Source organism: Actinomycetospora sp., from assembly GCF_036497585.1.
In the GTDB taxonomy this organism is placed as follows: domain Bacteria; phylum Actinomycetota; class Actinomycetes; order Mycobacteriales; family Pseudonocardiaceae; genus Actinomycetospora.
The window spans coordinates 13439-39245 of record NZ_DASXJD010000223.1 but is presented as its reverse complement, the minus strand read 5'-3'; the positions used below and the strand labels follow the sequence as shown (position 1 = coordinate 39245).

Below are 25807 nucleotides of genomic sequence, written 5' to 3'. Positions count from 1 at the left end.
TGATCACTTCCCCGCCCGGCCGAGGTAGTCCCCGACCACTGCGTTGAACTCGTCCGCCCGTTCGATCTGGGTCCAGTGCCCGCACCGGGCGAACACGTGCAGGTCGGCGTCGGGCAGCAGGTTGACCATCGTCCACGACACCTCGGTCGGGACGACGCGGTCCTCGCGGCCGTGCACCAGCAGGGCCGGGGGCGTGATGGCGCGGACCTGGTCCTCGGTGATGGCGAGCTCGCCGCCGGCGTGCTTCGGGTCGTTGAACATCGCGGTGTACGCCTCGTGCGCCCCGGGCGCGGCACTCGCCTCGTAGCGGTCGCGCACCAGGTCCTCGGTGATGAGATCCGGGTCGACCGCGAAGTTGGTCTTGAGCAGCGTGCGCATGTTGTCGTGCGAGGGCTCGTACGCACGGAGCGCCTTGAGGCCCTCGGTGATCGTCATCCCGACCCCCGGCGAGCCCATGAGGACCATCCGCGCGATCCGCTCGGGGCGCTCCGCCGCCATCTCCAGGCTGATCCGCCCGCCGAGCGAGTTGCCGATCAGGGAGAACCGCTCGAGGCCCATCGCGTCGGCGAAGTCCCACACGTGGTCGGTCCAGCTCCGCAGCGAGTACCGGACGTCGTCGGGGCGCTCGGTGTGGCCGAAGCCCACGATGTCCGGGGCGAGCACGCGGAAACGCTCGGCGAGCACCGGCAGGTTCAACCGCCAGTTCGCCCACGCGGACACCCCGGGCCCGGACCCGTGCAGCATGATCACCGGATCGCCGGAGCCGGCGTCGTGGTAATGGGTGCGCACCCCGCGCACATCGGTGTACAGGCCAGCACTGACGTCGGCCGTGGTGGTCATCGAGGCTCCAGTTCTGCAGCGATGGTCCTGGTCATGAGGGTCTCGCCGTTCGCGGCACCGATCCGGGTGCGCGTGTCCGGATCGAGCTCCCGCAGCACCGCCCCGGCGGGCACCTCCCGGGCGGCGAAGGGGTAGTCGGTGCCGAGCACCACGTGGCCCTCGCCGACACGGTCGAGGACCAGGCGCAGGCTCGTGGCGTCGTAGGTCAGCGAATCGGTCCACAGCTGCCCGGCCCGCGTGAGCGCGGTGTCGGCCTCGGGGACCGCCCCGCGTCCGGCCGCCGCCGCGGCGATCGACTGGCCCTTCGTGACCCGCGGGAGGATCCCGGGCAGCGCACCACCGCCGTGCGCCAGGCAGAGCCGGACGTTCGGGCGCTCGACCAGCGTCCCCGCCGTGAGCAGGCCGGCCCCGGCCACCGCCGTCTCGGTCGGCATCCCGACCCCGAAGGCCACGCCCATCCTGGCCAGGCGGGGGTCGAGCGTCTCGTCCACCGGGTGGACGAACACCACGGCCCCGAGCTCGTCGGCGGCGTCGAAGAACGGCGCGAAGGCCTGGTCGGCGAGCTCGAGCGGGCCCACCCGGGTCCCGACCTCGACCCCCGGGAAGCCGAGCTCGAGCACGCAGCGGCGCAGCTCGGCGACGGCCGCGTCGACGTCCTGGAGCGGCACGGCGCCGAGGGCGCGGAACCGGTCCGGCGCCCCGTCGACCAAAGCGGCGAAGAACGTGTTCTGGGCCCGGGCGAGCTCGGCGGCTCCACCGGCCGGGGCGTCGTGACAGAGGGTCACCGGCATCGGGGACACGACCTGGACCGCCACGCCCTCGGCATCCATGTCAGCGATCCGGCGCGCCGCCGACCAGCAGCGGTCGTCGATCTCGCGGTAGCGCCGGTCGCCCACCCATATCACCGCGCGGGTCTCGTCGAGGCGCTCGACCACGGGCCAGGCGTGGTCGGCGTGACCGACCGGCGCGCAGAGGTCCGGCGCGACCCCGTGGGTGTGCCAGTCGATGGCGTCGAGCTCCGAGGTACTCACCGTCTCCACTCTCGCGACTGTGCGACCTGGACCACAGCAAACTACGAAACCTTCACGAAGATATCAAGGGGTGTACCCCGAATCTCCTCAACAGGCCCCGTCGATGGGGTAATCTTCAGGGAGTTTCCGCTGGTTAATCCCCGGCCGACCGAGGAGAACCCGATGAAGGACACCCCGCACGTGCCCCGACCGCAGGGATCCCGCGCCGAGCGCATCGCCGAGGCCATGCAGGAGGAGATCGCCGAGCAGGGCCTCGCGACGGGGGCTCGCCTGGGCCTCCGGACCGACCTCATCGCCCGGTTCGGCGCCAGCCCCTCGGCCATGGACGAGGCGCTCCGCCTGCTGCGGGCGCGCGGGCTCATCACCGTCCGCCCCGGGCCGTCGGGCGGGGTGTTCGTGGACGGCACGCCGGCCCAGGTCCGGCTCGGGGCCATCGACGTGTGGTTCTCCACCTCGGTGCGGGATCCGCGGGAGCTGTTCGACGCCCGCACCTTCTTCGACGACGCGTTCGCCACCCTGGCCGTCGCGCGCGCGGTGCCCGAGGACGTCCGTGCCATGTCGTGGGCGCTGGACGAGATGCGCGCCCACCGCGAGGACCCCCGTGGCTACCTCGAGGCCAGCATGCGGTTGCACCACGCGATCGCCCGCGCCAGTGGGATCACCGTCGCCGTCGGCCTCTACGACACCGTGGTCGCCCTGCTGCGCAACGGCATGGTGCGCGCGGCGTTCGTCGAACCCGCGGACTCGCGGGTCGCCCACTCCCTGGAGATCCACGAGGGCATGGTCCGGGCCATCAGCGACGGTGACGTCGAGACCATGCACAAGCTGGTCGGCCTGCACAGCGGCGACCTCCGCCGTCTCGACGACTGACGCGTTCGAGTCCGTCACCGGGTACCTGGCCGCGTGGACGAGCATCGACGTCAGCGCGCAAGGTCGACGGAGGCTTCTACCTGCGGTGACGGCGCGGCCTCACGGCGGTGCCGTAGGTCGGACGCTAGGCGGCGGAGGTCGGGGTGGGGGCCTCCTGCTCGGAGCCGGCGGCCGGGTGGTCGACGTCGGCGGCCGGCCGGTGCGATGCGGGCGAGCTCGGCTCGCCCACGCTCCAGCCCGCGCGCTCGGTCGCGGCCGGCCTTCTCGACCGAAACCCGTCGAGCAGCCGGTGGCGCCGCAGCGAGAGTTCCATCGGCAGCTCGGTCCGCAGCTCCTGCAGGATCGCCTTCCGGTCGGCGCCGGGCGCTCGCCACACCCGGATCAGACCGCGGACGAGCCGGTCGGGGCTGATGACCGCCTCGACGGGGCGGGCCCGGTTGAAGGTGTCGGACAGGTTCGGTTCCTCGCTGCCCGCGAACGTGCGCAGGACCTCGCGGACGAGGGGGCTGGTGGCCCCGGGTCGGGTCTCGCGATTGCCCCAGTGGTAGGTGGAGATGGTGTCGGCGTCCCGCTCGGACTCCCAATCCCGGAGAGCGACGTCGAGCCGTTCGGGATCGTCGAGCGTGGGCTCGGTGAGTTCGGCGAGGCGGCGACCGAACTTCAACGCGTCGCGCATGCCGTTGCCGGTGACCGGGTCCTTGAAGTGGCCCGCATCGCCGGCCAGGGCCCAGCCCGGACCCGTGGCGCGGCGGTAGTAGGAGGTGAGGTCGGCGGTCATGCGGGGCTTGCCCATGTTGGTCGCGTCGCCGATACGGGCCTTCAACGCGGGGTTCCGCTCGATCATCGCCTTCCATTGCGCATGGAAGTCCTTGCGGTAGGCGGGGATCGCGGCGGCGTCGGTCATGTTGACCACGAGGGTGCGCCCGGCCGGGCAGGACGGGAGGACCAGGACCTGGTCGCCGTCGGCCCGATGAATCTCCAGGGCGTCCGGGGCGTCGGTCCCGAGTGGATCGTCGACGTAGCGGAAGACGAATCCGCGCCCGTTCTTCGAGGCACGGTAGGGCTCCCAGGCTCCGACCTCGCTCGCGACACGGGAACGACGTCCGTCGGCCCCGACGACCAGCTTCGCATGGATCTCGTACTCGTCGTCATCGAACGAGCAGCGCACGCCGACCGCACGCCCGTCGCGCCAGACGACCTCGTCGACCTTCGTCCTCTCGCGGATGTCGGCGCCGGCCTCCCGGGCGGTCTCGACCAGCGCCATGTCCTGCTGGTCCCGCGGAATGCACAGCGCGTAGTCGATGCCCGAGAAGGGCCGGAAGCGTTCGCGGATCTCCAGGTCGCCGTCCTTGAGCGTGAGGTATCGGCTCCGGGAGGGACCGAGCGCGAGGATGCGGTCGAGCGCACCCATCTTCTGGAGTTCCTGCACTCCGTTGGGCACGAGCACGTGCGTGGAGAGGGTGTCGGCCGGGAACCTGCCCTTGTCGAGGACCACGACCTTCCTGCCCGCGCGCGCGTACGGCACCGCTGCCGCCGTACCGGCGCACCGGGAGCCCACGATGATGACGTCAGCGTGCTCGATCCTGGTGTTCACGAAGCGTTCCTCCGGCCGATGGACGAGTGTCAGGCGAGCCCGATGGCGCGTAGCAGGGTCAGCGAGTCGTAGAAGGCCTCCACGCTGGTGGCACGGCCTTCGGCGTCGACCTCCCACACGTCAGTGCCCGGCACGTCGAAGGCGTTCCCGCTGATCGGGGCGCCCGGCGGGAACTCGCCGGTGTGGGTGCCGGTCATCCGCCAGGATGCCGCGACCCGTCCGCCCGTCGCGTCCAGGAGGGGCGCACCGATCATCTCGAAGTGGATGTCGGGGAAGCCCTGCCAGGCACCGCCGAAGAACGCGGAGACCGCGTCGTGGTCGGTCATCGGCTCCGGGGCGAGCGGGTCGGTCCAGTGCACCTTCGGACTCACCACCTGCAGAGCCGTGGTGATGTCACGCTGGTTCCAGGCGTCGAAGTAGCGCTGGGGATAGGCCAGGAGAACCTCGGGCGGAGGTACGGACACGAGAGATCACGCTCCGATGCGGGCTAGCTGGAGAGGCCTGGCCCGGAAGCGCCGTACGCACCGGCTTCAGGACCTGCGGCTGCGTCAGCGATCACCCTCACATCTCGACGCGGCCCGGAGCTTCCTCCCGAGGAGGGAGCTTGCTCGCTCCACGGGTGGAGAACGGGTGACCAGCCTCTCGGCGGACTGATTCGCTCTCGCCATGACCGCTCGCGAGACCCCAACCGCCGACACCATCGCCGCCGAGTTCGGCGCACCGCGCGCCGAGATCGATCTCGCTGCCGTTCTCGAGCGCCGCGCCCGGGTGTCGCCGGAGCGCCCGGCGGTGACCTTCGGGGGCGAGACCCGGACGTTCGCCCAGGTCCAGGAGCGAGTGCGCCGCCTCGCTCATGTGCTCCGAGCCGGCGGTGTGGGGCCCGGCGACAGGGTGGCCTATCTGGGCCTCAACGATCCGGCCATCCTGGAGACCCTCTTCGCGGCGGCCACCCTGGGGGCGATCCTCGTCCCGCTCAACTACCGGTTCGCCGGCCCGGAGCTCGCCCACGCGATCAGCCACTCCGGTGTGCACACGATCCTCGCCGACGAGGTGCACACCGCCGCGATCGACGCCATCCGTGACCAGCTACCGGACCGACGGTTCGTCCGCGCGGGAGCCGGAGTGCCGGTCTCCGGGTGGGAGGACGGGGACGAGCTGATCGCCGCAGCCCCGGAGCTCGACGAGCGCGCTGCGGTCGCTCCGTCGGACCCGGCAGTGATCATGTACACCTCCGGGACCACGGGCCGGGCGAAGGGCGTGGTCCTCACCCACGCGAACCTGTGGTGGCACAACATCGGCGTCATCCTGGCCCTCGACATCGCCCACGACGACGTGTCCCTCGTCTGTGCCCCGATGTTCCACATCGGGGCCCTCAACGTCACCACCATCGCGACCTGGATCAAGGGCGGTCGCCTCGTCATCCACCCGACCTTCGAACCGCAGGCCGTGCTCGCGGCCCTCGTGGACGAGCGGGTCACCACCATGTTCGGGGTTCCGGTCATGTGCGAGGCCATCGCCGACCTGCCCGGGTTCCGCGACGCCGACCTCTCGGCTCTCCGACTGATCATCACCGGTGGTGCGCCCGTTCCCGTCGGCCTGATCCGGCTCTTCCGGGCTCGTGAGATCGACCTGGCGCAGGGATACGGGCTCACCGAGGCCTCTCCGGTCACGTGCTTCCTGACCGCCGAGCACGCCACCCGCAAGCTCGGCTCGGCCGGACGGCCGCTGTTGCTGTGCGACATGCGCATCGTCGATCCCACGGGGCACCCGGTCGGTCCGGACGTCGCCGGTGAGATCGAGGTCCGCGGACCCAGCGTGACCCCGGGCTATCTCGACGACCCCGAGGCCACCGCCGCGACCTTCCACGACGGGTGGCTCCGGACCGGCGACGGCGGGCACATCGACGCGGACGGCTTCGTCTTCGTCTCCGACCGCGTCAAGGACATGATCATCTCCGGCGGGGAGAACATCTACCCCGCCGAGGTCGAGGGGGCGCTCTTCGACCACCCCGGTGTCGCGCAGGTCGCCGTCATCGGGACGGCCGACGACCGCTGGGGCCAGACCGTGTGCGCGGTCGTCGTCGCCGAGACCGACGCCACGGTCGATCTCGAGGAGCTCCGCGCGTTCGCCGGTGAACGGATCGGACGCTACAAGCTGCCGCGGCGCCTCGAGCTCGTCGACGACCTGCCCCGCAACGCGACGGGCAAGGTCCTCAAGACCGAGCTGCGCCGGCGCTACCCGTGAGCTCCCGTTCCCTGGTGCTCAGGGTGGCGCCGCATCCGTCGGGCTCTACGCGACCGTCGTCGACCTGCACAGCGCGACCTCGGCGCCCCGACGACCGGCTCCCGGGTGCGCGAGCGACCTTCTGATGGTCAGGCCAGAACACTAGGCTCGTACCGTGTTCCCCGCCGCCCATGCCCGGACCGATCCGGAGCGGGCCGCGATCGCGATGGCCGACACCGGGGAGCAGCGCACCTGGGCCGAGGTCGAGGCGCGGAGCGCCGCGCTCGCCACCTGGTTGCGCCGTGCGGGCCTGGACACCGGCGACGTCGTCGTGCTCGCACTGCCCAACGATGTCCGCTGGGCCGAGATCGCCTGGGCGTGCTGGCGCACCGGACTGGTGCTCGCGCCGGTCAGCGTGCACCTGGGCGCCGAGGAACTCCGCGCCCTCGTCGACCTGGCCCGCCCCGCGGCCGTCGTCACCGACACCGGCCTCGCCCCGACGCTCGGAGCGGCGCTGGGCGGGGCACCGGCGCCCGCCGTCCTGACCGTCGGCCGGGACTACGACGAGGCCGTCGACGCCACGCCACCCGACCCCGAGCTCCCGGAGACCATGGGCGGGCGCCTGGTGTTCAGCTCCGGGACCACGGGCAGACCCAAGGCCTACCGGGAGGATCCTCCGGGGGTCCATCCCCGGGACGTTCCGCTGCGCTACCGGGCGATGATGGCGGACGTCGGCATGGTCCCCGGGCCCGGCGAGCCCGCACCGATCATGTACAGCCCGGGGCCCGCGTACCACACCGCGCCGATGGGCTTCATGCACGCGGTCCACCAGCTCGGCGGCACCCTGGTGACCGCCCGCCGCTTCGACGCCGAGGGCTCGCTGGCCGCGATCGAGCGGCACCGGATCACCCACAGCCTCTGGGTCCCGACGATGTTCGTCCGGCTGCTGCGCCTGCCCGACACCGTCAAGCATCGCTACGACCTGGGCTCCCACCGCGTTGCCGTGCACGGTGCGGCGCCGTGCCCACCGTCGGTGAAGCAGGCGATGCTCGACTGGTGGGGTCCGATCCTCCACGAGTACTACGGCTCGTCCGAGGGCTACGGCCGCACCGCGATCGGGCCCCGGGAGTGGATCGCGCACCCCGGGTCGGTGGGCCGGCCCAAGGGCGGCTCGGTGCGGATCACCGACGCCGACGGACACGACCTGGCGACCGGCGAGATCGGCCGGGTGTGGCTGGTGCGCCCCGACGCCGGTGAACCGGAGCGGGCCACCGACGGGAGCGCCGATCTCGACGCCCTGCCCGGCTGGGGCTGGGCCGGCGATCTGGGGTACGTCGACGGCGACGGCTACCTCTACCTCACCGGGCGCGAGAGCCAGGTCATCGTCACCGGCGGGGTCAACGTCCATCCCCGTGAGGTCGAGGACCTGCTCGCGCTGCACCCGGACGTCGCCGACGTCGCCGTGCTCGGCGTGCCGGACGAGGAGTTCGGCGAGCAGGTCCGCGCGGTCGTCGCCCCCGTGTCGACACCGCGAGAAGGGCTGGCCGAGGAGCTCGTCGCCCACTGCCGCGCCGAGCTGGCGCACTACAAGTGCCCCCGCGCGGTCGACTTCGTCGAGCAGGTCCCGCGCAACGGCGCCGGCAAGATCGAGCTCGAGACCCTGCGCCGGGCGTACCGGTGAGCGCACCGGACACCGCGGGCGCCCTCGACGGCGTCATCGTCCTCGACCTGGGCCAGATCTACGCCGGGCCCTACTGCACCCACCTCCTGCGGGCCATGGGCGCCACCGTCATCAAGATCGAACCCTTCGGCGGGGAGCCGATCCGGTGGCGCTCGGCCGGCGACGTCGCCGGCGCGGCGTTCCTGATGCTGAACGCCGGCAAGCAGGGACTGCGTCTCGACCTCAAGAAGCCGGAGGGCCGGGAGCTCCTCCTCGAGCTGGCCCGCACTGCGGACGTGCTCGTCGAAAACTTCGCGGACGGCGTGATGGAGCGCCTCGACCTGGGCTGGGACACGCTGCACACCGTCGCGCCCCGCCTCGTCCTCGCATCGGGCCGGGCCTTCGGGGACCACCCCGCCGCCGCCGGCCTGCGCGGCATGGACGTCACCGTCCAGGCCATCGCCGGGGTCGTCACCACGACCGGCCCCGCGGACGGGCCGCCGAGCAAGGCCGGCCCCGCGGTCGTCGACTTCGCGACCGGGACGCACCTGGCGGCCGCGGTGCTCGCGGCGCTCTACCAGCGCGAGCGGACCGGCCGCGGCCAGCACGTCGAGGTCGCGATGCAGGACGCGATCCTGCCCGCCCTGACCTCCAACATCGCCGGGTACCTCGAGGCGGACGGCGACTTCCCCGAGCGCACCGGGAACCGTCACGGGGGCCTCGCCGTCTGCCCCTACAACATCTACCCCGCGCTCGACGGCTGGATCGCGATCCTGTGCCTGCGCCCCCGCCACTGGACCGCGCTGTGCGACCTCATGGACCGGCCCGACCTGGCACGCGACCCCGCGCTCGCGAGCCCGGCGGGCCGCGTCCGGGACATGGACCGCATCGACGACGACGTGACCCGGTGGACCGAGCAGGCGACGACGGCGTGGCTCTTCGGTCGCCTCCAGGAGGCCGACATCCCGGCGGCCCCCGTCCGGTCGCTCGGCGAGGTCATCACCGACCCGATCCTGCGCGACCGCGGGATGCTCACCGAGGTCGGCGACGGCGACCGCGCCGCCACCGTGCTCGGCAGCCCGGTGCGCATGTCGGCGTCCCGCCCCCGTCCCGCCGCGCCCGCCCCGCTCTTGGGGGAGGACTCGGCGGACGTGCTGCGCGAGCGGCTCGGGCTCACCGACGCCGACCTCGACCGGCTGCGCCGCGACGAGGTCATCTGACATCGCCGCGGCGCCGCACGCTCAGAAGGAGTCGAGGGCGTCGGTGTCGTCGATGGCGTGGGTCATGCGGCGGATGAACTCGCGCGAGGCCTCCGGCGGCTGCATGTCGGGGGCCTCCGGCGGCTGGCCGAGGGTGCCGGTCCACCACGCCAGCGCCGAGAAGAGGTTGTGGCGGTACGCGGTCCAGGCGTCGTCCGTGGTCACGTCGGTGATCCCCTCGGCTTGCAAGCAGTCGACGTAGTGCGCGAGCAGGTCGCGCTCCCACCGGCGCCGGTCCTCGACGCCCAGCGCGGTGGAGATGACGTAGGCGACGTCACGGCCCCAGTGACCCTTGCAGGAGCACTGCCAGTCGTTGAGGCCCATGCGGCCGTCGGCGTCGATGTACCAGTTCTTCAGGTGCACGTCGGAGTGGATCAGCGTGCGGGGCAGCGTCGAGTGCTCGAGGACGCCGCGCAGCGTGGCCGGCCAGATCTCCTGGGCGCGGGCGAACAGCCGCTCCGGGATCACGTCCTCGGCCTGCCGGAACCCGCGCTCGCAGGCGGGACCGAACCCCGCCTTCTCGACCGTGATCGTGAAGTACTTCTCCCAGTCGTTCCAGGATGCGAGCTCGGTGTGCAGGGCCGGGCTGTCCTGGTAGCGGGCGTGCACCGTCGCGAGGGTGGCCAGCTGGTCGCGCGCCTGCTCCTCGGTCAGGGTCATGGTGTAGTCGCCGAAGGTGACCTGGTCGGCCATGTCCTCGAGGATGATGAACGAGTTGAACGACCGCGGGTCGAACTCGGAGTAGTAGGCGTGGGGGGCGCGGATCCCGAGGTGCGCGCGGACGTCCCGGAAGAAGATGGTCTCCGCGGCGATGCCCCCGTTCATCCCGAGCAGGTACCGGCTCTCCAGGGTCATGGTGCTCTTGCAGAACACGCTTCCCGGCAGGCCCGCGGACACCCCGGCCTCGTTCCACTCGAGAAAGATGCGCCGGCGACTCGAGGTGCCCTCGTCGACGTCGCCGAGGCGGTGCGACACCACCTCGGCGCCCGTACGGTCACCGGCCAGCACCGCGGTCAGCCAGGCCGGCGTGATCTCCTCGTAGCTCATCGGCAGCTCCGAGGCGGCCTTCATCGTCCGGTCGGCGGCCCGGTCGACCTCGGCGGCGTAGTGCTTCTTGATCTCGTCGAACGTGGTCTCCACGACGGTGCTCCTCACGACGGCGGTGTCGACGCGCCCGCTGATCGACGGGCGCGACCTGCGTCACATCGTGGAGGCCATATCGTCGAGTCCTCGACGGTCGAGCGGACAGCAGTTCGGCCGTTCGATGCCACTCTCAGCGCACGACCTTCCGTCCTGCGGGCTGTGGTTCGACGATGTCATCCACAGCGCGGGCGATCGTGGGCAGGAATGGACAACGGAATGACTCTCGACGAGATCGCCGATGGCGAGGTCCGCCGGCTCGCCCGGGCGCTGCTGCCCCAGAGCGAGGTCATCGCCGGGCAGGTGACCGAGCACGTCGTGCGCCTGGTGCCGGAGCTCGCGCCGGCCGGCGGCGAGGACGCGGTCGCGGTGGTGCGGCACAGCACGGACCAGAACATCGGCGCAATGCTCGCGACGATGGCCTTCGGGGTCCCGTCCACCACGATCGACGCTCCGGCCGGGACCCAGGATCTCGTGCGCCGGATGCTCGCCGGCGGGGGCGACGTCACCCACCTGCTGCGGGCGTACCGGGTCGGGCACGACCTGCTCTGGCGGATCTGGACCGACCACGTCGAGGCGGAGCTCGACAGCAGCACGGCCGACGACCGCGGACCGCTGCTGCTCGCCGTGCTGCGGACCTCCTCGCGGCACCTGTTCGACTTCATCGACGCCGTCTGCCAACGCATCGTCGCGGACTTCCCCACCGACCCCGGACCCGGTCCGGGGCGCGTCGGCGGGACGGGCGAGCTCGGACGCGCCGCCGTCGTCCGGGCCCTGCTGGGCTCGGAGGCGGTGGACGTGCCGGCCGCCGGCCGGGCGCTGGGCCACGACCTCACCCGGGTGCACGTCGCCCTCGTCGCGTCCCCGCTGTCGGACACCGCCGGGGTCCGCCACGAGGTCCAACGCCTGATCGACCGGACCGGAGCCCCGGCGCTGACGCTGCCGGCCGGGGACGGCACCTGGTGGGGCTGGATCTCCTGGCCCGCCCGGCCGGGTGAGGACGAGCTCGTCGACCTCGCGCGGCTCACCCCGGACGACGTGCTGATCGGTCTGGGCGAGCCGGGTCGCGGCCGGGAGGGGTTCCGCACCTCGCACACCCGCGCCCGGGAGGCGGAGCGGGTCGCCCGCCTGCGCCCCGGCCCCCGTGGCGGCGTGACCCGCTTCGCCGACGTCGAGCTGGCGGCCGTCCTCTGTGCGGACCCCGACCGCGCCCGGCGCTTCGCCACGGACCGGCTCGGTCGGCTCGCCGAGGACGACGAGGCCGTCGAACGACTCCGCGCCACGCTGCGGGCCTACCTCGCGCACGGGCACAGCCGGGCCGACGCCGCCCGCGCGCTCGCCGTGCACCACAAGACGGTGACCTACCGGATCGGCCAGGCGGAGAAGCTGCTCGGGCGCTCGCTGACCTCAGGGACCGGCGACCTCGACGCCGCCCTCACGATCCACGCCGCGCTGCACGGCCCCTGACCCGCCCTCGGGACCGACGTCGTCCGCGCCCGGGACCACCTCCGTAGCATCGGACCGTGACCGAGCCGGTGACCGACCGACGCCGGACGCGTGCCGGTCGGCGCGCCGCCGCCCGCACCCGGCTCCTCGAGGTCGTGGAGCGGCGCCTCCGGAACGGGGAGACGTTCACCGACATCAAGGTCGGGGAGATCGTCGCCGAGGCGGGCCTGTCGCGGACCACGTTCTACGTCTACTTCGAGGACAAGGCCGACCTGCTGCGATCCTGGTACGCCGACGTCAGCGCCACGATCACGACGGCGGCCCGGGCGTGGTGGGCCCTCGGGGCGACCGCCGACCGGGGCGACCTGCGCGCGGCGCTGGCCGGGATCGTCGCCGCCTACCGCCCGCACCCCGAGCTGATGGCCGCGACGCACGAGGCGATCGGCTACGACCACGACATCCGGCAGGCCGTCGACGAGGCGATGGCGAGCTACATCGCGGGGCTGGCCGCCCACATCGAGCGGGGTCAGACCGGTGGTTTCGTCGACCCGTCGCTGCCCCCGCACGAGACCGCGTACTGGCTCCAGTGGATGGCCGAGCGGGGGCTGCACCGCATGGTGCGGGCCGAGTCCGCGAGGATCGACTCCCTGCTGGACGCCTACACGCTGATCATCTGGAACGTCCTCTACGCCCCGGCCCGCCGATCAGAATGAGACCGACCCGCGGGCCAGGATCTCCTTCGAGATGATCCGCTTCTGGATCTCCGCCGTCCCGTCCGCCACCAGGTAGGCCATGACGTCGCGAAGCCGTTGCTGCAACGGGAACTCCGCGGAGTAGCCGAGGTTGCCGTGAATCTTCATCGCGGACTCGATCGCGTCCTTCGCGACCACCGGCGGCCACCACTTGCTCATCGACGCCAGCGAGGTGTGGGGCCGGTGCTCGGCGCGCAGCCACAGCGCGCGGTAGCACATCCACCGTGCGGCCTCGAGGTACGTGGCGTGCTCGGCCAGCTGGAACGAGACGCCCTGGTTGTCGCCGATCGGCCGGCCGAAGGTCTCCCGCTGGGTGGCGTAGACGGCGGCCTCGTCCAGGCTCGCCCGCGCGGCGCCGAGGCACATCAGGCCCAGGGCGGCACGACTGAAGTCGAAGTGGCCCATGACCGTATGGAAGCCGCGGCCCTGCTCCCCGACCAGGTGCTCCTCCGGCACGAACACCGAGTCGAAGTGGATGGACCCCCAGCCCAGCGGGAGGCACCCCATACCCGGCGCGGGGCGGACGGTGACGCCCGGCGCGTTCAGCGGCACCAGGAAGCAGCTGACACCGCGGGCCCGGCTGCTGCCGGGCTCCCGGGCGTAGACCAGCGCGGCCGAGGCGTTGCACGCCCAGGTGATCGCCGTCTTCTCCCCGGACAGGAGCCACCCGCCGTTCTCCGGACGGGCCACGGTCGACAGGGCGCTCGCGTCCGACCCCGATCCCGGCTCGGTCAGGGCGATCGCGACCGTCTCGCGACCCTCGATCATGGCCGGCAGGTAGCGCTCCTGGACCTCGCGGGTGCCGTGGACCAGCTGCGAGGCGATCAGCCCGATCTGGACCGGAGCCGACGCGAGGTTCACGTCGCCGTAGGCCAGCGTCTCGGTGGCCAGACCCAGCAGGACGGGATCGTCCTCGCCGCTGCCGCCGAACTCCTCGGGCAGCCCGATCCCGAGAACACCGAGCTCGCCGAGCTGCCGGAAGACCGCGAACGGGAACTCCGTGGACGCGGCCCGCTCGCGGTAGTGCGGCGCGAGCTCCTTCCGGCTGAAGTCCTCGAGGGACTTCCGGAACTGCTCGTGCTCGTCGTCGAACGCGAACGACACCATCAGACACCCACCTCCGCCCGGCGCTGCTGCGCAACGTGCCCGCCCGCGGCCCGGTACTCCTCCACGATCCGGTCCGCCACGTCGGCCAGCGACGCCGCGCTGTCGATCTCCCCGACGCCCTGGCCCGCCCCGAAGATGTCCTTCCAGGGCTTGTGCTCGCCGTGCACGTCGGAGAAGTCGATCCGGCCGGCCTCCGCCAGGCTCTCGGGGTCGTAGCCGGCGTCGGTGAGGCTCTCGGTGAGCCAGCTGCACAGCACCCCGGTGACCGCCGCGGTCGCGGTGACGTCGCCGAGCTCGGAGCGGACCAGCATGTCCCGGTAGCGATCGTTCACCAGCGACTCGGGGCAGGCGATGAACCGGGTGCCCATGTAGGCGTAGTCGGCCCCGAGCACCTCGACGGCCCGGACGGCGCGCCCGGTCGACACGGCGCCGCCGACGACCAGCGGGCCGTCGAAGAACCGCCGGACCTCGTCCACGAACGCGAAGGGCGACAGCCGCCCGGTGTGGCCACCGGCGCCGTGACAGACGAGCACGAGGCCGTCGGCCCCGGCGTCCGCGGCCTTGCGGGCGTGCTCGACCGACATGACGTCCGCGTACACCGCGCCGCCGTAGCCGTGCACCTCGTCGAGGACACGGCTCGGCGGGCCCAGGGCGGTGACCACGACGTCCGGGCGGTACTCCTGGACGAGCTCGAGCTCGGCGGCGAAGCGTTCATAGCTGCGGTGCACGATCATGCTGATCGCCCAGGAGGCCCCGGGCAGGTCCGCGACCCCGGCCCGGATCCGGTCGAACCAGTCGACCAGGTCCTCGAACGTCCGGGCGTTCTGCGTGGGGAAGGACCCGACGAGCCCGGCCCGGCACGACTCGATCACGAACTCGGGACCGGAGACCAGGAACATCGGCGCCACGATCACGGGGGCCCGCAGGGCGTCCCTCGCCGGTCCCGGGGGTGTCGTCATGGCCGTGAGCGTACAGGTGTCCGGACAGCTGTCCTAGTATCTGCGCCTATTCGTCGGGGACGACCACGAGCTTCCCGACGTGTCGCCGGGCCTCCAGGTGGGTGTGCGCCGTGACGATGTCCGACAACGGGTACGTCGAGTCGAGTACGGGGCGGACACGATGCTCGGCGACCAGGCCCAGCATGTCGCGGAAGTCCTCGGGGCTGCCGAGCGTCGTCCCGAGGATCGAGAACTGTCCGAAGTAGAGCGCGGGGATCTGCACCGTCGCCGTCGGCCCGGCGCTGGCGCCGAAGACGGCGACCCGGCCACCGGGCTTCAGGCAGGCGAGGGAATCTCCCAGGGTGGCTCCCGCCCCGTCGACGATGACGTCGACGCCACCCCCGGTCGCCGCGACGACCTTCTCCGTCCACCCGTCCTCGGTGTAGAGGAAGCCCTCGTGGGCTCCGAGTGCCCGCACGGCGTCGATCTTCGCCGTGCTCGACGAGGTGACGAGGACCGTCGCGCCGGCCGCGGCCGCGAACGTGACGGCGTACGTCGAGACCCCGCTGCCGGCGCCCAGGACGAGGACCGTCTCGCCGGCCTGCACACCGGCGCGCGTGAAGAGAGCCCGGTACGCGGTCAGCGCCGCGCACGGCAGGGCGGCCGCCTCCTCCCAGGACAGGTGCTCCGGCTTGGCGACGAGGTTGGCCTCGGGCACCGCGACCGCCTCGGCGTAGGTGCCGTCGGTCCGGTCGCCGAGGATCGAGAACCCGGGGCCGGAGGCGACCCGCGAGGGCCCCCAGTCCAGGCACGGGTAGACGACGACCTCCTCGCCGGTGTCCTCGCGGACCCCGGCGCCGTCCATGCCGAGGATGGACGGCAGTTCGGCGCCCCGGCCGGAGCTGCGGACGATCGCGTCGTGCCAGTTCAGCGAGGCGGCGCGGAGGCGGACCACGACCTCGCCGGGCCCCGGCACCGGGTCGGGCACCGTCTCCACGGTGAGGACGTCCGGTCCGCCCCAGGCGTGGACGACTGCTGCCTTCATCGTGTTGCACTCCCTCGACGTGGTCAGCGCTGCCGGCCGGCGGGCGACGCTCTCCGGAATCGTGCATCCTTTTCAATGGTCAGGCCACAAGTAGGATGCGTCACATGACGCTTCCAGAGCACCCGCTGACCGTGCCCGTGACCGAGTTCCGCATCGCGGGCTCCGACGGCTGGGACCTGTTCGCCTACCACGGGGAGCCGGAGGGCACGCCGCGCGGCGTCGTGCACATCCTCGCGGGCGTGGGTGACCACGTCCGACGGGGCGGGTTCCAGCGTCTGGCCGGTGCGCTGCTCGCGGCCGGCTTCGCCGTGTCCGCGCACGACCACCGCAGCGAGGGCGGCTCGGTCGCGAGCCTCGACCAGCAAGGGCAGACGGGGCCGGACGGATGGAACCGGCTCATCGACGACATCGGGGTCCTGATCGGCGCGGCGCACGACCGGCATCCGGGTGTGCCCGTCGTGCTCTTCGCCCACAGCCTCGGGTCGTTCGCCAGCCAGCAGTGGATCCTCGACCACTCCGCGGAGATCGCCGGTCTGGCCCTCTCGGGCACCGCCGCCGTCGACATCCTCGCCGCGAACCTCGACCCGAACTCGCCGCCCGACCTCGAGGCGTTCAACGCGCCGTGGGCTCCCGGGCGAACCGGGTTCGAGTGGCTGACCCGGGACGAGCACGAGGTCGACCTCTACGTCGCCGACCCGCAGTGCGGTTACACCCTCGACGACGAGGCGATGGGCGCGATGTTCATGGGCGGCTCGGTCGCGGCCGACCCGGAGCGGCTGGCCCACGTCCGGAAGGACCTGCCGATCCACATCGCGGTCGGCGACCAGGACCCGGTCAACGCGGGCCTCGCGCTCGTCAAGGCGCTCGAGGCCCGGTACGCGGACGCGGGCCTGACCGACGTGACGGTCACCGCATGGCCTGGTGCGCGACACGAGATCCTGAACGAGACCAACCGCGACGAGGTCGTGGCGGACATCGTCGCCTTCGTGGAGCGGGTCACGGGCTGAGCCCGGCGCCCGCCCGTCGGGAACCGTGATCGGGAGCCGGGGTCAGCGCATCCGCCACACCGGCTCCCGCTTCTCCCGGAAGGCGGCCACGCCCTCCTGGATGTCCTCGGTGGTGAAGGCCAGCGCGAGCCGGGACCGCAGCGCGTCGAGGGCCTCCGGCAGGGCCATGTCGCGCGTGGCCGCGATCGCGTCCTTGCCCAGTCCCATGAGCAAGGGGGACTTCGACGCGACCTTGCGTGCCCACGTCCGCACGGTCTCGTCGAACTCGTCGGCGCCGACGACCACGTTGACGAAGCCCAGCCGGTGGGCCTCGTCGGCGTCGACCGGCTCGCCCAGCATCATCAGCTCGTTGGCCTTCATCCGGTCGATCGAGCGGTAGATCAGCGCCGAGATCATGAACGGGAAGACGCCGACGTTGATCTCGGGGCAGCCGAAGCGGACCCCGCGACGCGCGATGACCAGGTCGCAGGCGAGGGCGAGCCCGAAGGCCCCGGCCAGGACGTCGCCCTCCGTCGCGCAGATCACCGGCTTGCCCAGCTCGGCGATCGCCGTGTAGAGGCGCGGGAACCGGTCGAGCCCGGCGTACTTCTCGACGACCGGCACGTCGGACGCGAAGGCCTTGAGGTCACCGCCCGCGGAGAAGACCTTCTCGTGCGACGACGTCAGGACCACGACCCGGACCGCGTCGTCCGCCTTCGCCTCGACCAGCCGCGCGAGCAGCGCGTCGAGCAGATCGTCGGTCAGGGCATTGCGGCTCTCCGGGCGGTCGAGGACGAGCGTGGCGACGCCCTCCCCGTCCACCTCGTAGCGCACCGGAGCTCGACCCTCGTCGGCCATCGACCGTGTCCTCCTCGATGTGGTCTGTCCCACGAATTTGGTCGATGGTATGAAGGTCAGGCCAAAAAGGCGAACGCGGGTGGGTGCTCCCACGGGATGACGGGTGAGAACGTGAAGACTGCGGTGGTCGGTGGCGGGCCCGCCGGATGCGCGGCGGCGTACTACCTGCGCAAGCACGGGCACGATGTCGTCCTCTTCGAGACCCAGGACCACGTCGGCGGGCGCACCAGTCAGCTCGAGCGCGAGGGGTTCAGCTTCGGCTCGGGGGCGCTGTTCCTCATGGGCGGCATCTACCCCCGCACCCACGCGCTGCTGGAGGAGCTCGGTCACGACGGGGAGCTGGTGCCATGGGACGCCCGGACGCAGGTCCTCGACGACGACGGGCAGCGCTACCGGGCGAAGTTCGACCAGGTGGTCAGCTTCCTCGGGATGCCCGTGCTGAGCTGGCGGGACAAGCTCCGGATCGCCGTCGGGGTCGCGAGGACGTTCCTCTCGCCGGGGCCGCAGTCGTGCTTCGACGGCGCGGAGCTCGCGAAGTGGGACACCGGCGACCTGGAGTCCTGGTCACGCCGTGTCCTCGGGGACCGCGGTACCCGCTACATCACCGAGCCGTACATGGGCTTCCTGTACGCGGTGCCGCTCGGCTGGCTCTCACCCGCGCTGTTCCACGCCGTCATCAAGCAGTTCCACAAGCTCTCCCTCTCGGTGCCGCCCGGCGGTGCCGGCCAGATCAGCCGGTGGATCGTCGACGCGACGCCGGGTCTGGAGCTGCACCTGTCGACGGCCGTCGAGAAGGTCGCGACCGGCCCCGCGGGCGGCTACCGCCTCCAGGCCGGCGGGACCACCCACGAGGTCGACGCGGTCGTCATGGCCCCCGAGCCCGGGGTGGCCGCGGACCTGCTGGAGGGGATCGCCCCCGACCACAGCGTGCGCACGCTGCGGGAGTGCCCCTACTCCGACTACGCGCACGTCCAGGTCGGGTACAAGGTCAACCCCTGGCCGAAGTTCGCCGCGAGCGTCGCCCTCCCGGCCACGACGCCGCGGGCCTGGGGCGCGTGTGTCCTGCAGAGCCACCGCCACCCGGGCTCGGTGCCGCCGGGCGGCGAGGGCGTCGGCGTGTACTTCTACACCCCGCCCCTGGCCGACATGACCGACGACGAGATCGTCGAGGAGGCCCTCGCCGCGATCACGGAGGTCTACGGCCCTGCGCCGCGCCCGGACGTCATCGAGCTGTTCCACTACCCGCGCGGGCTCTCGATCGCGACCCCGGGCCACTACGCCCGGATGGACGTGCTGCACGGGCAGATGCCCGAGGGCATGTACCTGGCCGGCGACTACTTCGCCCACGCCGGGATCGAGGCCGCGATCCTGTCCGGCGAGCGCGCCGCGCTGAACGCCGTCGCCGGCGCCCCGCGCTAGCGGCCCCGGAACTCCGGGGACCGCTTCTCCCGCATGGCCGAGAGCGCCTCGGGCATGTCCTCGGTGCGGGTGAGCAGGGCCTGCCCCCGGTTCTCCAGCTCCAGCGCCGCGGCGTAGGAGCTGACCTCCATGTTCGACTGGAGCGCCCGCTTCGACATCCGGACGCCGGCGGGGGAGTTGGCGGAGATGAGCCCGGCCATCTCGACCGCCGCGTCGAGGAGCTCCTCGGCCGGGACGATCCGGTTGAGCAGGCCGGTGCGCGCGGCCTCCTCGGCCTCCATGAGCCGGCCGGTGAACACGAACTCCGCCGTGGCGGCCGGCCCGATCAGGCGCGGCAGCAGCCACGAGGTCCCGAGGTCCCCGGCGGACAGCCCGATGCGCACGAACGCGGCGTTGAACTTCGCCGCCGGGGAGCCGAGACGGATGTCCGCCGCCAGCGCCAGGGCCAGACCGCCGCCGGCGGCCGCGCCGTTGACGGCGGCGATCACCGGCACGCGGATCGAGCGGACGGCCGTGAGGGCGCGGGCGGCACGCTCCTGCAGGTCGAGCATGCCGATGGCGCCGAGCGAGGTCAGCTCCTCGGCGTCGGCGAGGTCGTAGCCGCCGCAGAACGCCCGACCCGCGCCCGTCACGACGACGACCCGGACCCCGTCCTCCCGGTCGAGGCGGGTCGCCACCGTCTCGAGCTCGGCGAACATCGTGTCCGTCATCGCGTTGAAGCGGTCCGGACGGTCGAGGGTCAGGACGACGACGCCGTCGCGCGGTCGGTCCAGACGCAGCGTGGTCCACCCGGCGTCGTCGTGCTCGGTCACGGAAGGGCTTCCTCTCACCGGTGAGCGGGTCGCATCGGTCAGCCGAACTTCGGCGGCCGCTTCTCGAGGAACGCGGCGATGCCCTCGGAGGCCTCGCCGTGCTCGAACAGCTCCTGGATACGGGCGACCTCGAAGGCCAGCCCGTCCGGGAGCGGCAGGTCGAACGCCGCGTCGGCACAGCTCGCGACCGCGGCCAGCGCGGTCCGCGGGAGCGCGACGAGCTCGCCGGCGAGCCGCTCGGCCTCGGCGCGCGCCTCCCCCGCCCCGACCAGCCGGTCGACCAGCCCGATGGCCGCGGCCTCGTCGGCGGGGACCTGGCGGGCCGTCGCCATGATGTCGACCGCCCGGCCTCGGCCGACGAGCCGCGGCAGCCGCTGCGTCCCACCCGCCCCCGGGATGAGCCCCAGCCGGACCTCGGGCAGCCCGAAGCGCGCGTCCGTCCCGGCGACCCGCATCGTCGCGGCCATCGCGAGCTCCAGCCCCCCGCCCAGGGCAACGCCCTCCACCACGGCGACGCTGACCAGGTCGGCCGCCGCGAGGCGCTCCACGACGGCCCGCAGCCGGTCGCCGTAGGCGGTGAACGACGCCGCGTCGACGGTGCCCAGGTGCTTGATGTCGGCGCCGGCGACGAAGAACCCGGGGATCGCCGACTCCAGCAGGAGCACGCGGGTGCCGCGACGCTCCGCCTCGTCGAGCGCCGCGTTCAGACCGTCGATGATCGGCGGCCCGAGCGCGTTCGCGGGACGGCGGTCGAGCGTCACGGCGAGCACGCGGTCGGCGACGTCCTCCCACGTGACGGGGAGCTCCTCGGTCATCGGTGTCCTCTCGCTCGGGTGGGGGCGCTCGTCACGGACGGCGCGGGAAGCGACCGAAGTCGGGGCGGCGCCTGGCCCGTGGACGGGCTCGGGTGGCCCCGAGACCCGCACCTCAGGCCATCGTCAGGCCACCACTGACGGACAGCGTCTGGCCCGTGACGTAGCCGGCGGCGTCGGAGGCGAAGAACGCGACGGCGGCCGCCACGTCCTCGGGCTGGGCGAGCCGGCGCATCGGCACCGCGCGGGTCATGCCGCCGAGCACCTTGTCGGCGTCCTGCCCGGACGCGTCCGCGAACTTCCGCAGCGCGGGCGTGTCCGTGGGCCCGGGGCAGACGGTGTTGGCGGTGACGCCCTTCGTCGCGACCTCGCGGGCGAGGGTCTTCGTGAACGCGATGATCCCGCCCTTGGCCCCGGAGTACACGGCCTCGAGGGAGGACCCGACGCGGCCGGCGTCGGAGCCGATGTTGACCACGCGGCCGTAGCCGCGCTCGGCCATGCCCGGGACCACGGTCTGGATGACCCGCAGGGCGCCCTTGAAGTTGATGTCCAGGATGCGGTCCCAGAAGTCCTCGGTGGTGTCGAGGAAGGGCATGAAGTCGTCCCAGCCCGCGTTGTTGACCGCGATCTCGATCGGCCCGAGCTCCTCGGTGACCGTCTTGACCGCCGCCTGCACGGCCGCGGTGTCGGTGACGTCGGCCTGCACGGCGAGCGCGGTGCCGCCGGCCTCGGTGATGGCCGACGCGGTCGCCTGGGCGGCGGCCAGGTCGAGGTCGACGACGGCGACCCGGTGACCCGCGGCGCCGAGGGTGGTGGCGATGCCCTGGCCGATGCCCTGGGCGCCGCCGGTGACGAAGGCCGTGCGGTTGCTCATGGTGTCCTCTCGTGGAGTGGTTGGTCAGGCACCGGCGAGGTGCCAGTCGATGGGCCCCGCCACCAGGGAGTGGCTGGTCAGCTTCCGGCCGAGCACGTCCTGCGCCTCGCGCGCGGCCTCGATCACCGCGGGCAGGTCCAGGCCGGTGTCGACCCCCATCTCGTGGAACATGCTCACCAGGTCCTCGGTCGCGATGTTGCCCGTGGACCCCTTCGGCACCGGGCAGCCGCCGAGCTCGCCGAAGCTGGACTCGAAGCTCGAGCACCCCGCCTCGAGGGCGGCGTACGCGTTGGCCAGTCCCTGACCACGGGTGTTGTGGAAATGCGCGGTGACCTCGACCCCGGGGAGCCGGTCGAGGGCCGCGGCGAAGAACTCGCCGGCGTAGCCCGGGTTGGCCATCCCGGTGGTGTCCCCGAAGCCGACCTCGGTGGCGCCCGCCTCGGCGAAGCGCTCGGCCAGGCCGAGCACCCGGTCCATCTCGACCTTGCCCTCGTACGGGCACCCGAACGAGGTCGCGATGACGGCGGCGCACCCGAGGCCCTCGCCCCGGATGCGCTTCGCCATCACGTCGTTGTCGGCCATCGTCTCGTCGACGGTGCGGTTGACGTTCTTCTTGTTGTGCGTCTCCGAGGCGCTCACGAAGATCGCGGCCTCGTGGAAGGTCTCGCGCAGCGCGAGGGCGTTGTCGAGCCCCTTGCTGTTGGGGATGAGCACCATGCGGCGCACGTCGTCGGGCAGGTCGATCCGGCGCAGCACCTCGACGCCGTCGGCGAGCTGGGGGATCACGTCCGGCCGCACGAAGCTCGCCACCTCGATGCGGGTGAAGCCAGCCCGGCCCAGCGTCTCGATCAGACGGACCTTGTCGTCGGTGTCGATGCGCTCGGGCTCGTTCTGGAAGCCGTCGCGGGGTCCGACCTCGCGGATGTGGACGGAGCTCGGCCTGGTCATCGGTGGTCCTCCTCCAACGCTCGCAGGAGCGCGTCTCGGTGGTCGGGGGCGGCGATCGCGGCGAGCCGGACCCCGCGCTCGGACAGCGGACAGCCCCGCAGCCACGCGATCCCGTGCTCGGTGACGACGGCGTCGACGTCCGCGCGCGCGGTGGTGACGGTCGCGCCGCGCAGCGTCGCGACAATGGTCGAGTCGGTGCCCGCGGTGGACCGCAGCGCGATGATCGAGCAGGCGCCGGTGCGGGCGGCCGCCCCGGAGAAGTCGGCCTGCCCACCGACTCCGCCGAGGTAGCGGCCGCGGGCGACCTCGGCGCCGACCTGTCCGGTGAGGTCGACCTCGAGGGCCGAGTTGATGGCCACGAGGCGGGAGAGCCGGGCCAGCACCGCCGGGGCGTGGGTGTAGCTGGCGGGCCGGAACGCCACCGGCAGGTGCGGCACGCCCTGGTAGAGCTCGTCGCTGCCGATGGCCGCGCCCGTCACCACGAGGCCGGGGTCGATCTCCTTGCGCGCCCCGGTGACGACGCCCTTCTCCACCAGCCGCAGCACGCCGTCGGTGATCATCCCGGAGTGCACGCCGAGGTCGCGGTGGCCGGCGAGGCCCTCGAGGATCGCCGCGGGCAGCGCGCCGACGCCGAGCTGGATGGTGTCGCCGTCGGCGACCAACTCGGCCACGTGGGCGGCGATGGCCTCGTCGACGGCGTCGGGCGCCCGGTCGGGCGCCGCGGGCAGCGGCCGGTCGGTCTCGACGACGGCCGCGAAGCGCTCGAACGGGATGCCGTCGGTGCCGGTGGTGACCGGCATGCGGTGGTTGACCTCGGCGATCAGCGTCCGGCTGTGCACCACCGCGTCGCCCGCGTAGTCGACGCCGATCCCGAGGGAGCACCGGCCGTCCGGGCCGGGCGGCGAGACCTGCACCAGCCCTACGTCCCCGGGGAGGCGGCGCTCGGCGAACAGCCGGGGCAGCACCGAGTAGTGCGCGGGAACCACGTCGAGCCGTCCGGCCCTGCTGGCCGCCCGCAGCTCCCCCATCGCCCCGTAGGAGCTCAGGGAGAGCTCTGGTGGCGGCTCGCGCAGCCGGCGGTTGAAGGTCAGGCCGCAGAACGCGCGCACCGGGCCGATCGCGGGCAGCTGGTCGAGCAGCGCATCCACCAGCGGGGTCGCCTCGGCGCCCGCCTGGCTCCACCAGACACCGTCGCCGGGCGCGATGTGGGCGCTCAGGTCGAGCATCAGCCGGCCCGCTCCAGCAGCGTGGCGGTGCCGAGTCCACCGCCGCAGCACATGGTGACGAGACCGAGCTCGACGTCGCGGCGCTCCATCTCGGCCACGATGGTCGCGATCAACCGGGCGCCGCTCGCGCCGACCGGGTGACCCAGGGCGATCGCGCCGCCGTTGACGTTGACCCGCTCGGGGTCGGGCTTGAGCTCACGCTGCCACGCGAGGACGACCGAGCTGAAGGCCTCGTTGACCTCGAACAGGTCGACGTCGGACACCGAGAGCCCGTTGCGCCTCAGGAGCTTGTGGGTCGCCGGGATCGGCCCGGTCAGCATGATGATCGGGTCGACGCCGACCGTGGTCTGGTCGAGGACCCGGGCCCGCGCAGTCAGGCCGTGCTCGTCCACGGCGGACCGGGACGCGAGCATCACCCCCGCCGCGCCGTCGCAGATCGGCGACGAGCTGCCGGCGGTGATGCGCCCGTTCTCCGGCCGGAACGCCGGCTTCAGCCCGGCGAGCGAGTCGGCGTCGGTCTGCGGCCGGACGGTCTGGTCGCTCGTCCGGACGGCGCCGTCGAGCTCCCAGCCGATCATCTCGGCGTCGAAGCGACCCGCCTCCATCGCCGCGGCCGCCAGCTGGTGCGAGCGCGCCGCGAACTCGTCCATCTCCCGCCGGGACAGGTCCCAGCGATCCGCGATCAGCTCCGCGCTCTCCCCCTGGGAGACGAAGTCGTACCGCTCCCACATCGCGGGGGTCCAGGGCTCACCGTAGAGCTCGGAGATCTTCGCGGGCGAGTTCATCGGCACGTGGCCCATGTGCTCGACGCCGCCGGCCAGGACGACGTCGTGCACGCCGGAGGCGACGAACGAGGCCGCGATCTCCACCGCCGTCTGCGCCGAGCCGCAGCGGCGGTCGAGCACCATCGCGGGCACCTCGGGCGGATAGCCCTCCTGCAGCCAGGCGTTGCGCGCGATGTTGCGGGACTGCTCGCCGAAGGGCGCGGTACACCCGACGACGAGGTCCTCGACGACCTCGGGCGCGATCCCGCCGCGCTCCAGCAGCGCGCGGTAGACCGCGCCGAGGAGATCGTTCGGGTGGGTGTCCCGGAACCAGCCCTTCTCGGGGTGCGACTTGCCGAACGGGGTCCGCGCCGCCTCGGCCACGAGGACCTCGCGGCCGGAGAAGGGACCGTCTCGACGAGCCACCTAGATCACCGTCCCGCCGTCGACGGGCAGCACCTGGCCGGTGATGTACGACGCCGCGTCCGAGGCCAGGAAGACGAAGGACGGGGCGATCTCCGCGGCGTAGGCCCACCGCCCCAGCGGGATGCGCTCGAGGGTCTTCGCGGCCAGCTTCTCGTTGCCGCGGATGTTCTCGGTCATCGGCGTGGCCGCCAGCGGGGCCAACGCGTTCACCGTGATCTGGCGCCGCGCCAGCTCGCGGGCCAGCGACTTCGTCAGGCCGATGATCCCGGCCTTCGCCGCGCCGTAGTTCGCCTGCCCGACCGTCCCGACGAGCCCGGCCGCGGAGGTGACGTTGACGATCCGGCCGGTGCCGTCGTCGGGCAGGTGCGGCAGGACGGCCTGCGAGCAGGTGAACGACCCCATGAGGTGGATCTCGACGATCCGCCGGAAGTCCTCCTCGGCGAGCTTGCCGAACATTGCGGGGGCGATCGCACCGGCGTTGTTGACCAGCACGTTCACCGTGCCACCGCCGAGCTCCGCGGCCCGCGCCGCGGCCTCGTCGGCGGCGGCGCGGTCGCGGACGTCGAGCGCGGCGCTGTCGGCCGTCCCGCCGGCCGCGGTGATCTGCTTGGCGACCGTCTCGGCCGCCGCCGCATCGACGTCGGTGACGAGGACACGGGCACCGGCCGCGGCGAAGGCCTCGGCGACGGCGGCGCCGATGCCGCTACCGGCCCCGGTGACCAGGGCGCAGCGACCGTCCAGGGAGAAGACCTCGGGTGCAGGCATGAGTGGCGCTCC

At 72.6% G+C, this 25807-nt stretch carries 24 protein-coding genes; 8 read left to right on the top strand and 16 right to left on the bottom strand.

Annotated elements, in window-relative coordinates; all coding sequences use genetic code 11:
• Positions 1 to 3: 3 nt before the first annotated feature.
• Entirely contained in the window at positions 4 to 840 is an 837-nt protein-coding gene (locus VGH76_RS23065; RefSeq protein ID WP_331559073.1) for an alpha/beta hydrolase, read from the bottom strand.
• Positions 837 to 1871 carry an amidohydrolase family protein gene (locus VGH76_RS23060; RefSeq protein ID WP_331559072.1) on the bottom strand — a complete coding sequence of 345 codons (1035 nt, stop codon included), beginning with the start codon at positions 1869 to 1871 and terminating at the stop codon, positions 837 to 839. Before VGH76_RS23060 ends, VGH76_RS23065 begins: the two co-directional genes overlap by 4 nt.
• 162 nt (positions 1872 to 2033) lie before the next feature.
• Here VGH76_RS23060 and VGH76_RS23055 point away from each other — a divergent pair, with 162 nt between their 5' ends.
• Positions 2034 to 2741, top strand: a complete 708-nt coding sequence (locus VGH76_RS23055) for a FadR/GntR family transcriptional regulator (protein ID WP_331559071.1) — start codon at positions 2034 to 2036, stop codon at positions 2739 to 2741.
• 124 nt (positions 2742 to 2865) lie between these two features.
• Here VGH76_RS23055 and VGH76_RS23050 read toward each other — a convergent pair whose 3' ends face one another.
• Together VGH76_RS23050 and VGH76_RS23045 are read right to left on the bottom strand one after the other, a co-directional pair.
• Entirely contained in the window at positions 2866 to 4335 is a 1470-nt protein-coding gene (locus tag VGH76_RS23050) for an NAD(P)/FAD-dependent oxidoreductase (RefSeq protein WP_331559070.1), read from the bottom strand.
• Between the two features lie 29 nt (positions 4336 to 4364).
• Positions 4365 to 4799 carry an ester cyclase gene (locus tag VGH76_RS23045; protein WP_331559069.1) on the bottom strand — a complete coding sequence of 145 codons (435 nt, stop codon included), beginning with the start codon at positions 4797 to 4799 and terminating at the stop codon, positions 4365 to 4367.
• A gap of 202 nt (positions 4800 to 5001) precedes the next feature.
• Here VGH76_RS23045 and VGH76_RS23040 point away from each other — a divergent pair, with 202 nt between their 5' ends.
• The 3 genes from VGH76_RS23040 (at position 5002) to VGH76_RS23030 (ending at position 9438) form a co-directional block, all read left to right on the top strand.
• Complete coding sequence (locus VGH76_RS23040) at positions 5002 to 6579, top strand: long-chain fatty acid--CoA ligase (protein ID WP_331559068.1); 1578 nt, start codon at positions 5002 to 5004, stop codon at positions 6577 to 6579.
• Positions 6580 to 6733: 154 nt separating this feature from the next.
• Positions 6734 to 8239, top strand: a complete 1506-nt coding sequence (locus VGH76_RS23035) for an AMP-binding protein (protein ID WP_331559067.1) — start codon at positions 6734 to 6736, stop codon at positions 8237 to 8239.
• Positions 8236 to 9438 carry a CoA transferase gene (locus tag VGH76_RS23030; protein ID WP_331559066.1) on the top strand — a complete coding sequence of 401 codons (1203 nt, stop codon included), beginning with the start codon at positions 8236 to 8238 and terminating at the stop codon, positions 9436 to 9438. Before VGH76_RS23035 ends, VGH76_RS23030 begins: the two co-directional genes overlap by 4 nt.
• A 21-nt stretch (positions 9439 to 9459) precedes the next feature.
• Here the strand turns inward: VGH76_RS23030 and VGH76_RS23025 are convergent, their stop codons facing one another.
• Positions 9460 to 10617, bottom strand: a complete 1158-nt coding sequence (locus VGH76_RS23025) for a phosphotransferase (protein WP_331559065.1) — start codon at positions 10615 to 10617, stop codon at positions 9460 to 9462.
• Positions 10618 to 10836: 219 nt separating this feature from the next.
• Here VGH76_RS23025 and VGH76_RS23020 point away from each other — a divergent pair, with 219 nt between their 5' ends.
• Both VGH76_RS23020 and VGH76_RS23015 read left to right on the top strand, forming a co-directional pair.
• Complete coding sequence (locus VGH76_RS23020) at positions 10837 to 12084, top strand: PucR family transcriptional regulator (RefSeq protein ID WP_331559064.1); 1248 nt, start codon at positions 10837 to 10839, stop codon at positions 12082 to 12084.
• A 56-nt stretch (positions 12085 to 12140) separates the two neighbouring features.
• Positions 12141 to 12776: a TetR/AcrR family transcriptional regulator gene (locus VGH76_RS23015; RefSeq protein WP_331559063.1), complete on the top strand. Its 636-nt coding sequence runs from the start codon at positions 12141 to 12143 to the stop codon at positions 12774 to 12776.
• Here VGH76_RS23015 and VGH76_RS23010 read toward each other — a convergent pair.
• The 3 genes from VGH76_RS23010 to VGH76_RS23000 are packed head-to-tail and all read right to left on the bottom strand — an operon-like array spanning position 12768 to position 15905.
• Complete coding sequence (locus VGH76_RS23010) at positions 12768 to 13922, bottom strand: acyl-CoA dehydrogenase family protein (RefSeq protein WP_331559062.1); 1155 nt, start codon at positions 13920 to 13922, stop codon at positions 12768 to 12770. The two genes, VGH76_RS23015 and VGH76_RS23010, sit on opposite strands and share 9 nt — an antisense overlap.
• Positions 13922 to 14881 carry a nitronate monooxygenase gene (locus VGH76_RS23005; protein WP_331559061.1) on the bottom strand — a complete coding sequence of 320 codons (960 nt, stop codon included), beginning with the start codon at positions 14879 to 14881 and terminating at the stop codon, positions 13922 to 13924. Before VGH76_RS23005 ends, VGH76_RS23010 begins: the two co-directional genes overlap by 1 nt.
• A gap of 46 nt (positions 14882 to 14927) precedes the next feature.
• The gene (locus VGH76_RS23000; protein WP_331559060.1) at positions 14928 to 15905 is read right to left on the bottom strand and encodes a quinone oxidoreductase family protein; all 978 of its coding nucleotides are present in this window, start codon (positions 15903 to 15905) and stop codon (positions 14928 to 14930) included.
• A 104-nt stretch (positions 15906 to 16009) separates the two neighbouring features.
• Between VGH76_RS23000 and VGH76_RS22995 the strand changes: the two genes are divergently transcribed.
• On the top strand, positions 16010 to 16912 hold the full coding sequence (locus VGH76_RS22995; protein WP_331559059.1) for an alpha/beta hydrolase: 903 nt from the start codon (positions 16010 to 16012) through the stop codon (positions 16910 to 16912).
• Between the two features lie 42 nt (positions 16913 to 16954).
• Here VGH76_RS22995 and VGH76_RS22990 read toward each other — a convergent pair whose 3' ends face one another.
• On the bottom strand, positions 16955 to 17749 hold the full coding sequence (locus VGH76_RS22990; protein ID WP_331559058.1) for an enoyl-CoA hydratase/isomerase family protein: 795 nt from the start codon (positions 17747 to 17749) through the stop codon (positions 16955 to 16957).
• A gap of 96 nt (positions 17750 to 17845) precedes the next feature.
• Here VGH76_RS22990 and VGH76_RS22985 point away from each other — a divergent pair, with 96 nt between their 5' ends.
• Positions 17846 to 19168 carry an NAD(P)/FAD-dependent oxidoreductase gene (locus VGH76_RS22985; RefSeq protein ID WP_331559057.1) on the top strand — a complete coding sequence of 441 codons (1323 nt, stop codon included), beginning with the start codon at positions 17846 to 17848 and terminating at the stop codon, positions 19166 to 19168.
• Here VGH76_RS22985 and VGH76_RS22980 read toward each other — a convergent pair.
• From VGH76_RS22980 to VGH76_RS22950, 7 genes are all read right to left on the bottom strand, one after another.
• Entirely contained in the window at positions 19165 to 19980 is an 816-nt protein-coding gene (locus tag VGH76_RS22980; RefSeq protein WP_331559056.1) for an enoyl-CoA hydratase/isomerase family protein, read from the bottom strand. The genes VGH76_RS22985 and VGH76_RS22980 overlap by 4 nt on opposite strands.
• A 38-nt stretch (positions 19981 to 20018) precedes the next feature.
• The gene (locus tag VGH76_RS22975; protein WP_331559055.1) at positions 20019 to 20795 is read right to left on the bottom strand and encodes an enoyl-CoA hydratase/isomerase family protein; all 777 of its coding nucleotides are present in this window, start codon (positions 20793 to 20795) and stop codon (positions 20019 to 20021) included.
• A 112-nt stretch (positions 20796 to 20907) separates the two neighbouring features.
• Positions 20908 to 21666, bottom strand: coding sequence for a glucose 1-dehydrogenase (locus VGH76_RS22970; protein WP_331559054.1), 759 nt, complete (start codon positions 21664 to 21666; stop codon positions 20908 to 20910).
• A gap of 24 nt (positions 21667 to 21690) precedes the next feature.
• Positions 21691 to 22614, bottom strand: coding sequence for a hydroxymethylglutaryl-CoA lyase (locus tag VGH76_RS22965; RefSeq protein WP_331559053.1), 924 nt, complete (start codon positions 22612 to 22614; stop codon positions 21691 to 21693).
• Positions 22611 to 23840, bottom strand: a complete 1230-nt coding sequence (locus VGH76_RS22960; RefSeq protein WP_331559052.1) for an acetyl-CoA hydrolase/transferase family protein — start codon at positions 23838 to 23840, stop codon at positions 22611 to 22613. Before VGH76_RS22960 ends, VGH76_RS22965 begins: the two co-directional genes overlap by 4 nt.
• Positions 23840 to 25030, bottom strand: coding sequence for a thiolase family protein (locus VGH76_RS22955; RefSeq protein WP_331559051.1), 1191 nt, complete (start codon positions 25028 to 25030; stop codon positions 23840 to 23842). The genes VGH76_RS22960 and VGH76_RS22955 overlap by 1 nt, the downstream gene beginning before the upstream one ends.
• Positions 25031 to 25795: an SDR family NAD(P)-dependent oxidoreductase gene (locus tag VGH76_RS22950; protein WP_331559050.1), complete on the bottom strand. Its 765-nt coding sequence runs from the start codon at positions 25793 to 25795 to the stop codon at positions 25031 to 25033.
• Positions 25796 to 25807: the final 12 nt, after the last annotated feature.

Bases quoted from the DNA above. Each gene is read 5' to 3' on its own strand.
- VGH76_RS23065 (WP_331559073.1), bottom strand. From the start codon at position 840: ATGACCACCACGGCCGACGTCAGTGCTGGCCTGTACACCGATGTGCGC.
- VGH76_RS23055 (WP_331559071.1), top strand. From the start codon at position 2,034: ATGAAGGACACCCCGCACGTGCCCCGACCGCAGGGATCCCGCGCCGAG.
- VGH76_RS23040 (WP_331559068.1), top strand. From the start codon at position 5,002: ATGACCGCTCGCGAGACCCCAACCGCCGACACCATCGCCGCCGAGTTC.
- VGH76_RS23020 (WP_331559064.1), top strand. From the start codon at position 10,837: ATGACTCTCGACGAGATCGCCGATGGCGAGGTCCGCCGGCTCGCCCGG.
- VGH76_RS23010 (WP_331559062.1), bottom strand. From the start codon at position 13,922: ATGGTGTCGTTCGCGTTCGACGACGAGCACGAGCAGTTCCGGAAGTCC.
- VGH76_RS23005 (WP_331559061.1), bottom strand. From the start codon at position 14,881: ATGACGACACCCCCGGGACCGGCGAGGGACGCCCTGCGGGCCCCCGTG.
- VGH76_RS23000 (WP_331559060.1), bottom strand. From the start codon at position 15,905: ATGAAGGCAGCAGTCGTCCACGCCTGGGGCGGACCGGACGTCCTCACC.
- VGH76_RS22995 (WP_331559059.1), top strand. From the start codon at position 16,010: ATGACGCTTCCAGAGCACCCGCTGACCGTGCCCGTGACCGAGTTCCGC.
- VGH76_RS22990 (WP_331559058.1), bottom strand. From the start codon at position 17,749: ATGGCCGACGAGGGTCGAGCTCCGGTGCGCTACGAGGTGGACGGGGAG.
- VGH76_RS22985 (WP_331559057.1), top strand. From the start codon at position 17,846: ATGACGGGTGAGAACGTGAAGACTGCGGTGGTCGGTGGCGGGCCCGCC.
- VGH76_RS22975 (WP_331559055.1), bottom strand. From the start codon at position 20,795: ATGACCGAGGAGCTCCCCGTCACGTGGGAGGACGTCGCCGACCGCGTG.
- VGH76_RS22970 (WP_331559054.1), bottom strand. From the start codon at position 21,666: ATGAGCAACCGCACGGCCTTCGTCACCGGCGGCGCCCAGGGCATCGGC.
- VGH76_RS22965 (WP_331559053.1), bottom strand. From the start codon at position 22,614: ATGACCAGGCCGAGCTCCGTCCACATCCGCGAGGTCGGACCCCGCGAC.
- VGH76_RS22960 (WP_331559052.1), bottom strand. From the start codon at position 23,840: ATGCTCGACCTGAGCGCCCACATCGCGCCCGGCGACGGTGTCTGGTGG.
- VGH76_RS22950 (WP_331559050.1), bottom strand. From the start codon at position 25,795: ATGCCTGCACCCGAGGTCTTCTCCCTGGACGGTCGCTGCGCCCTGGTC.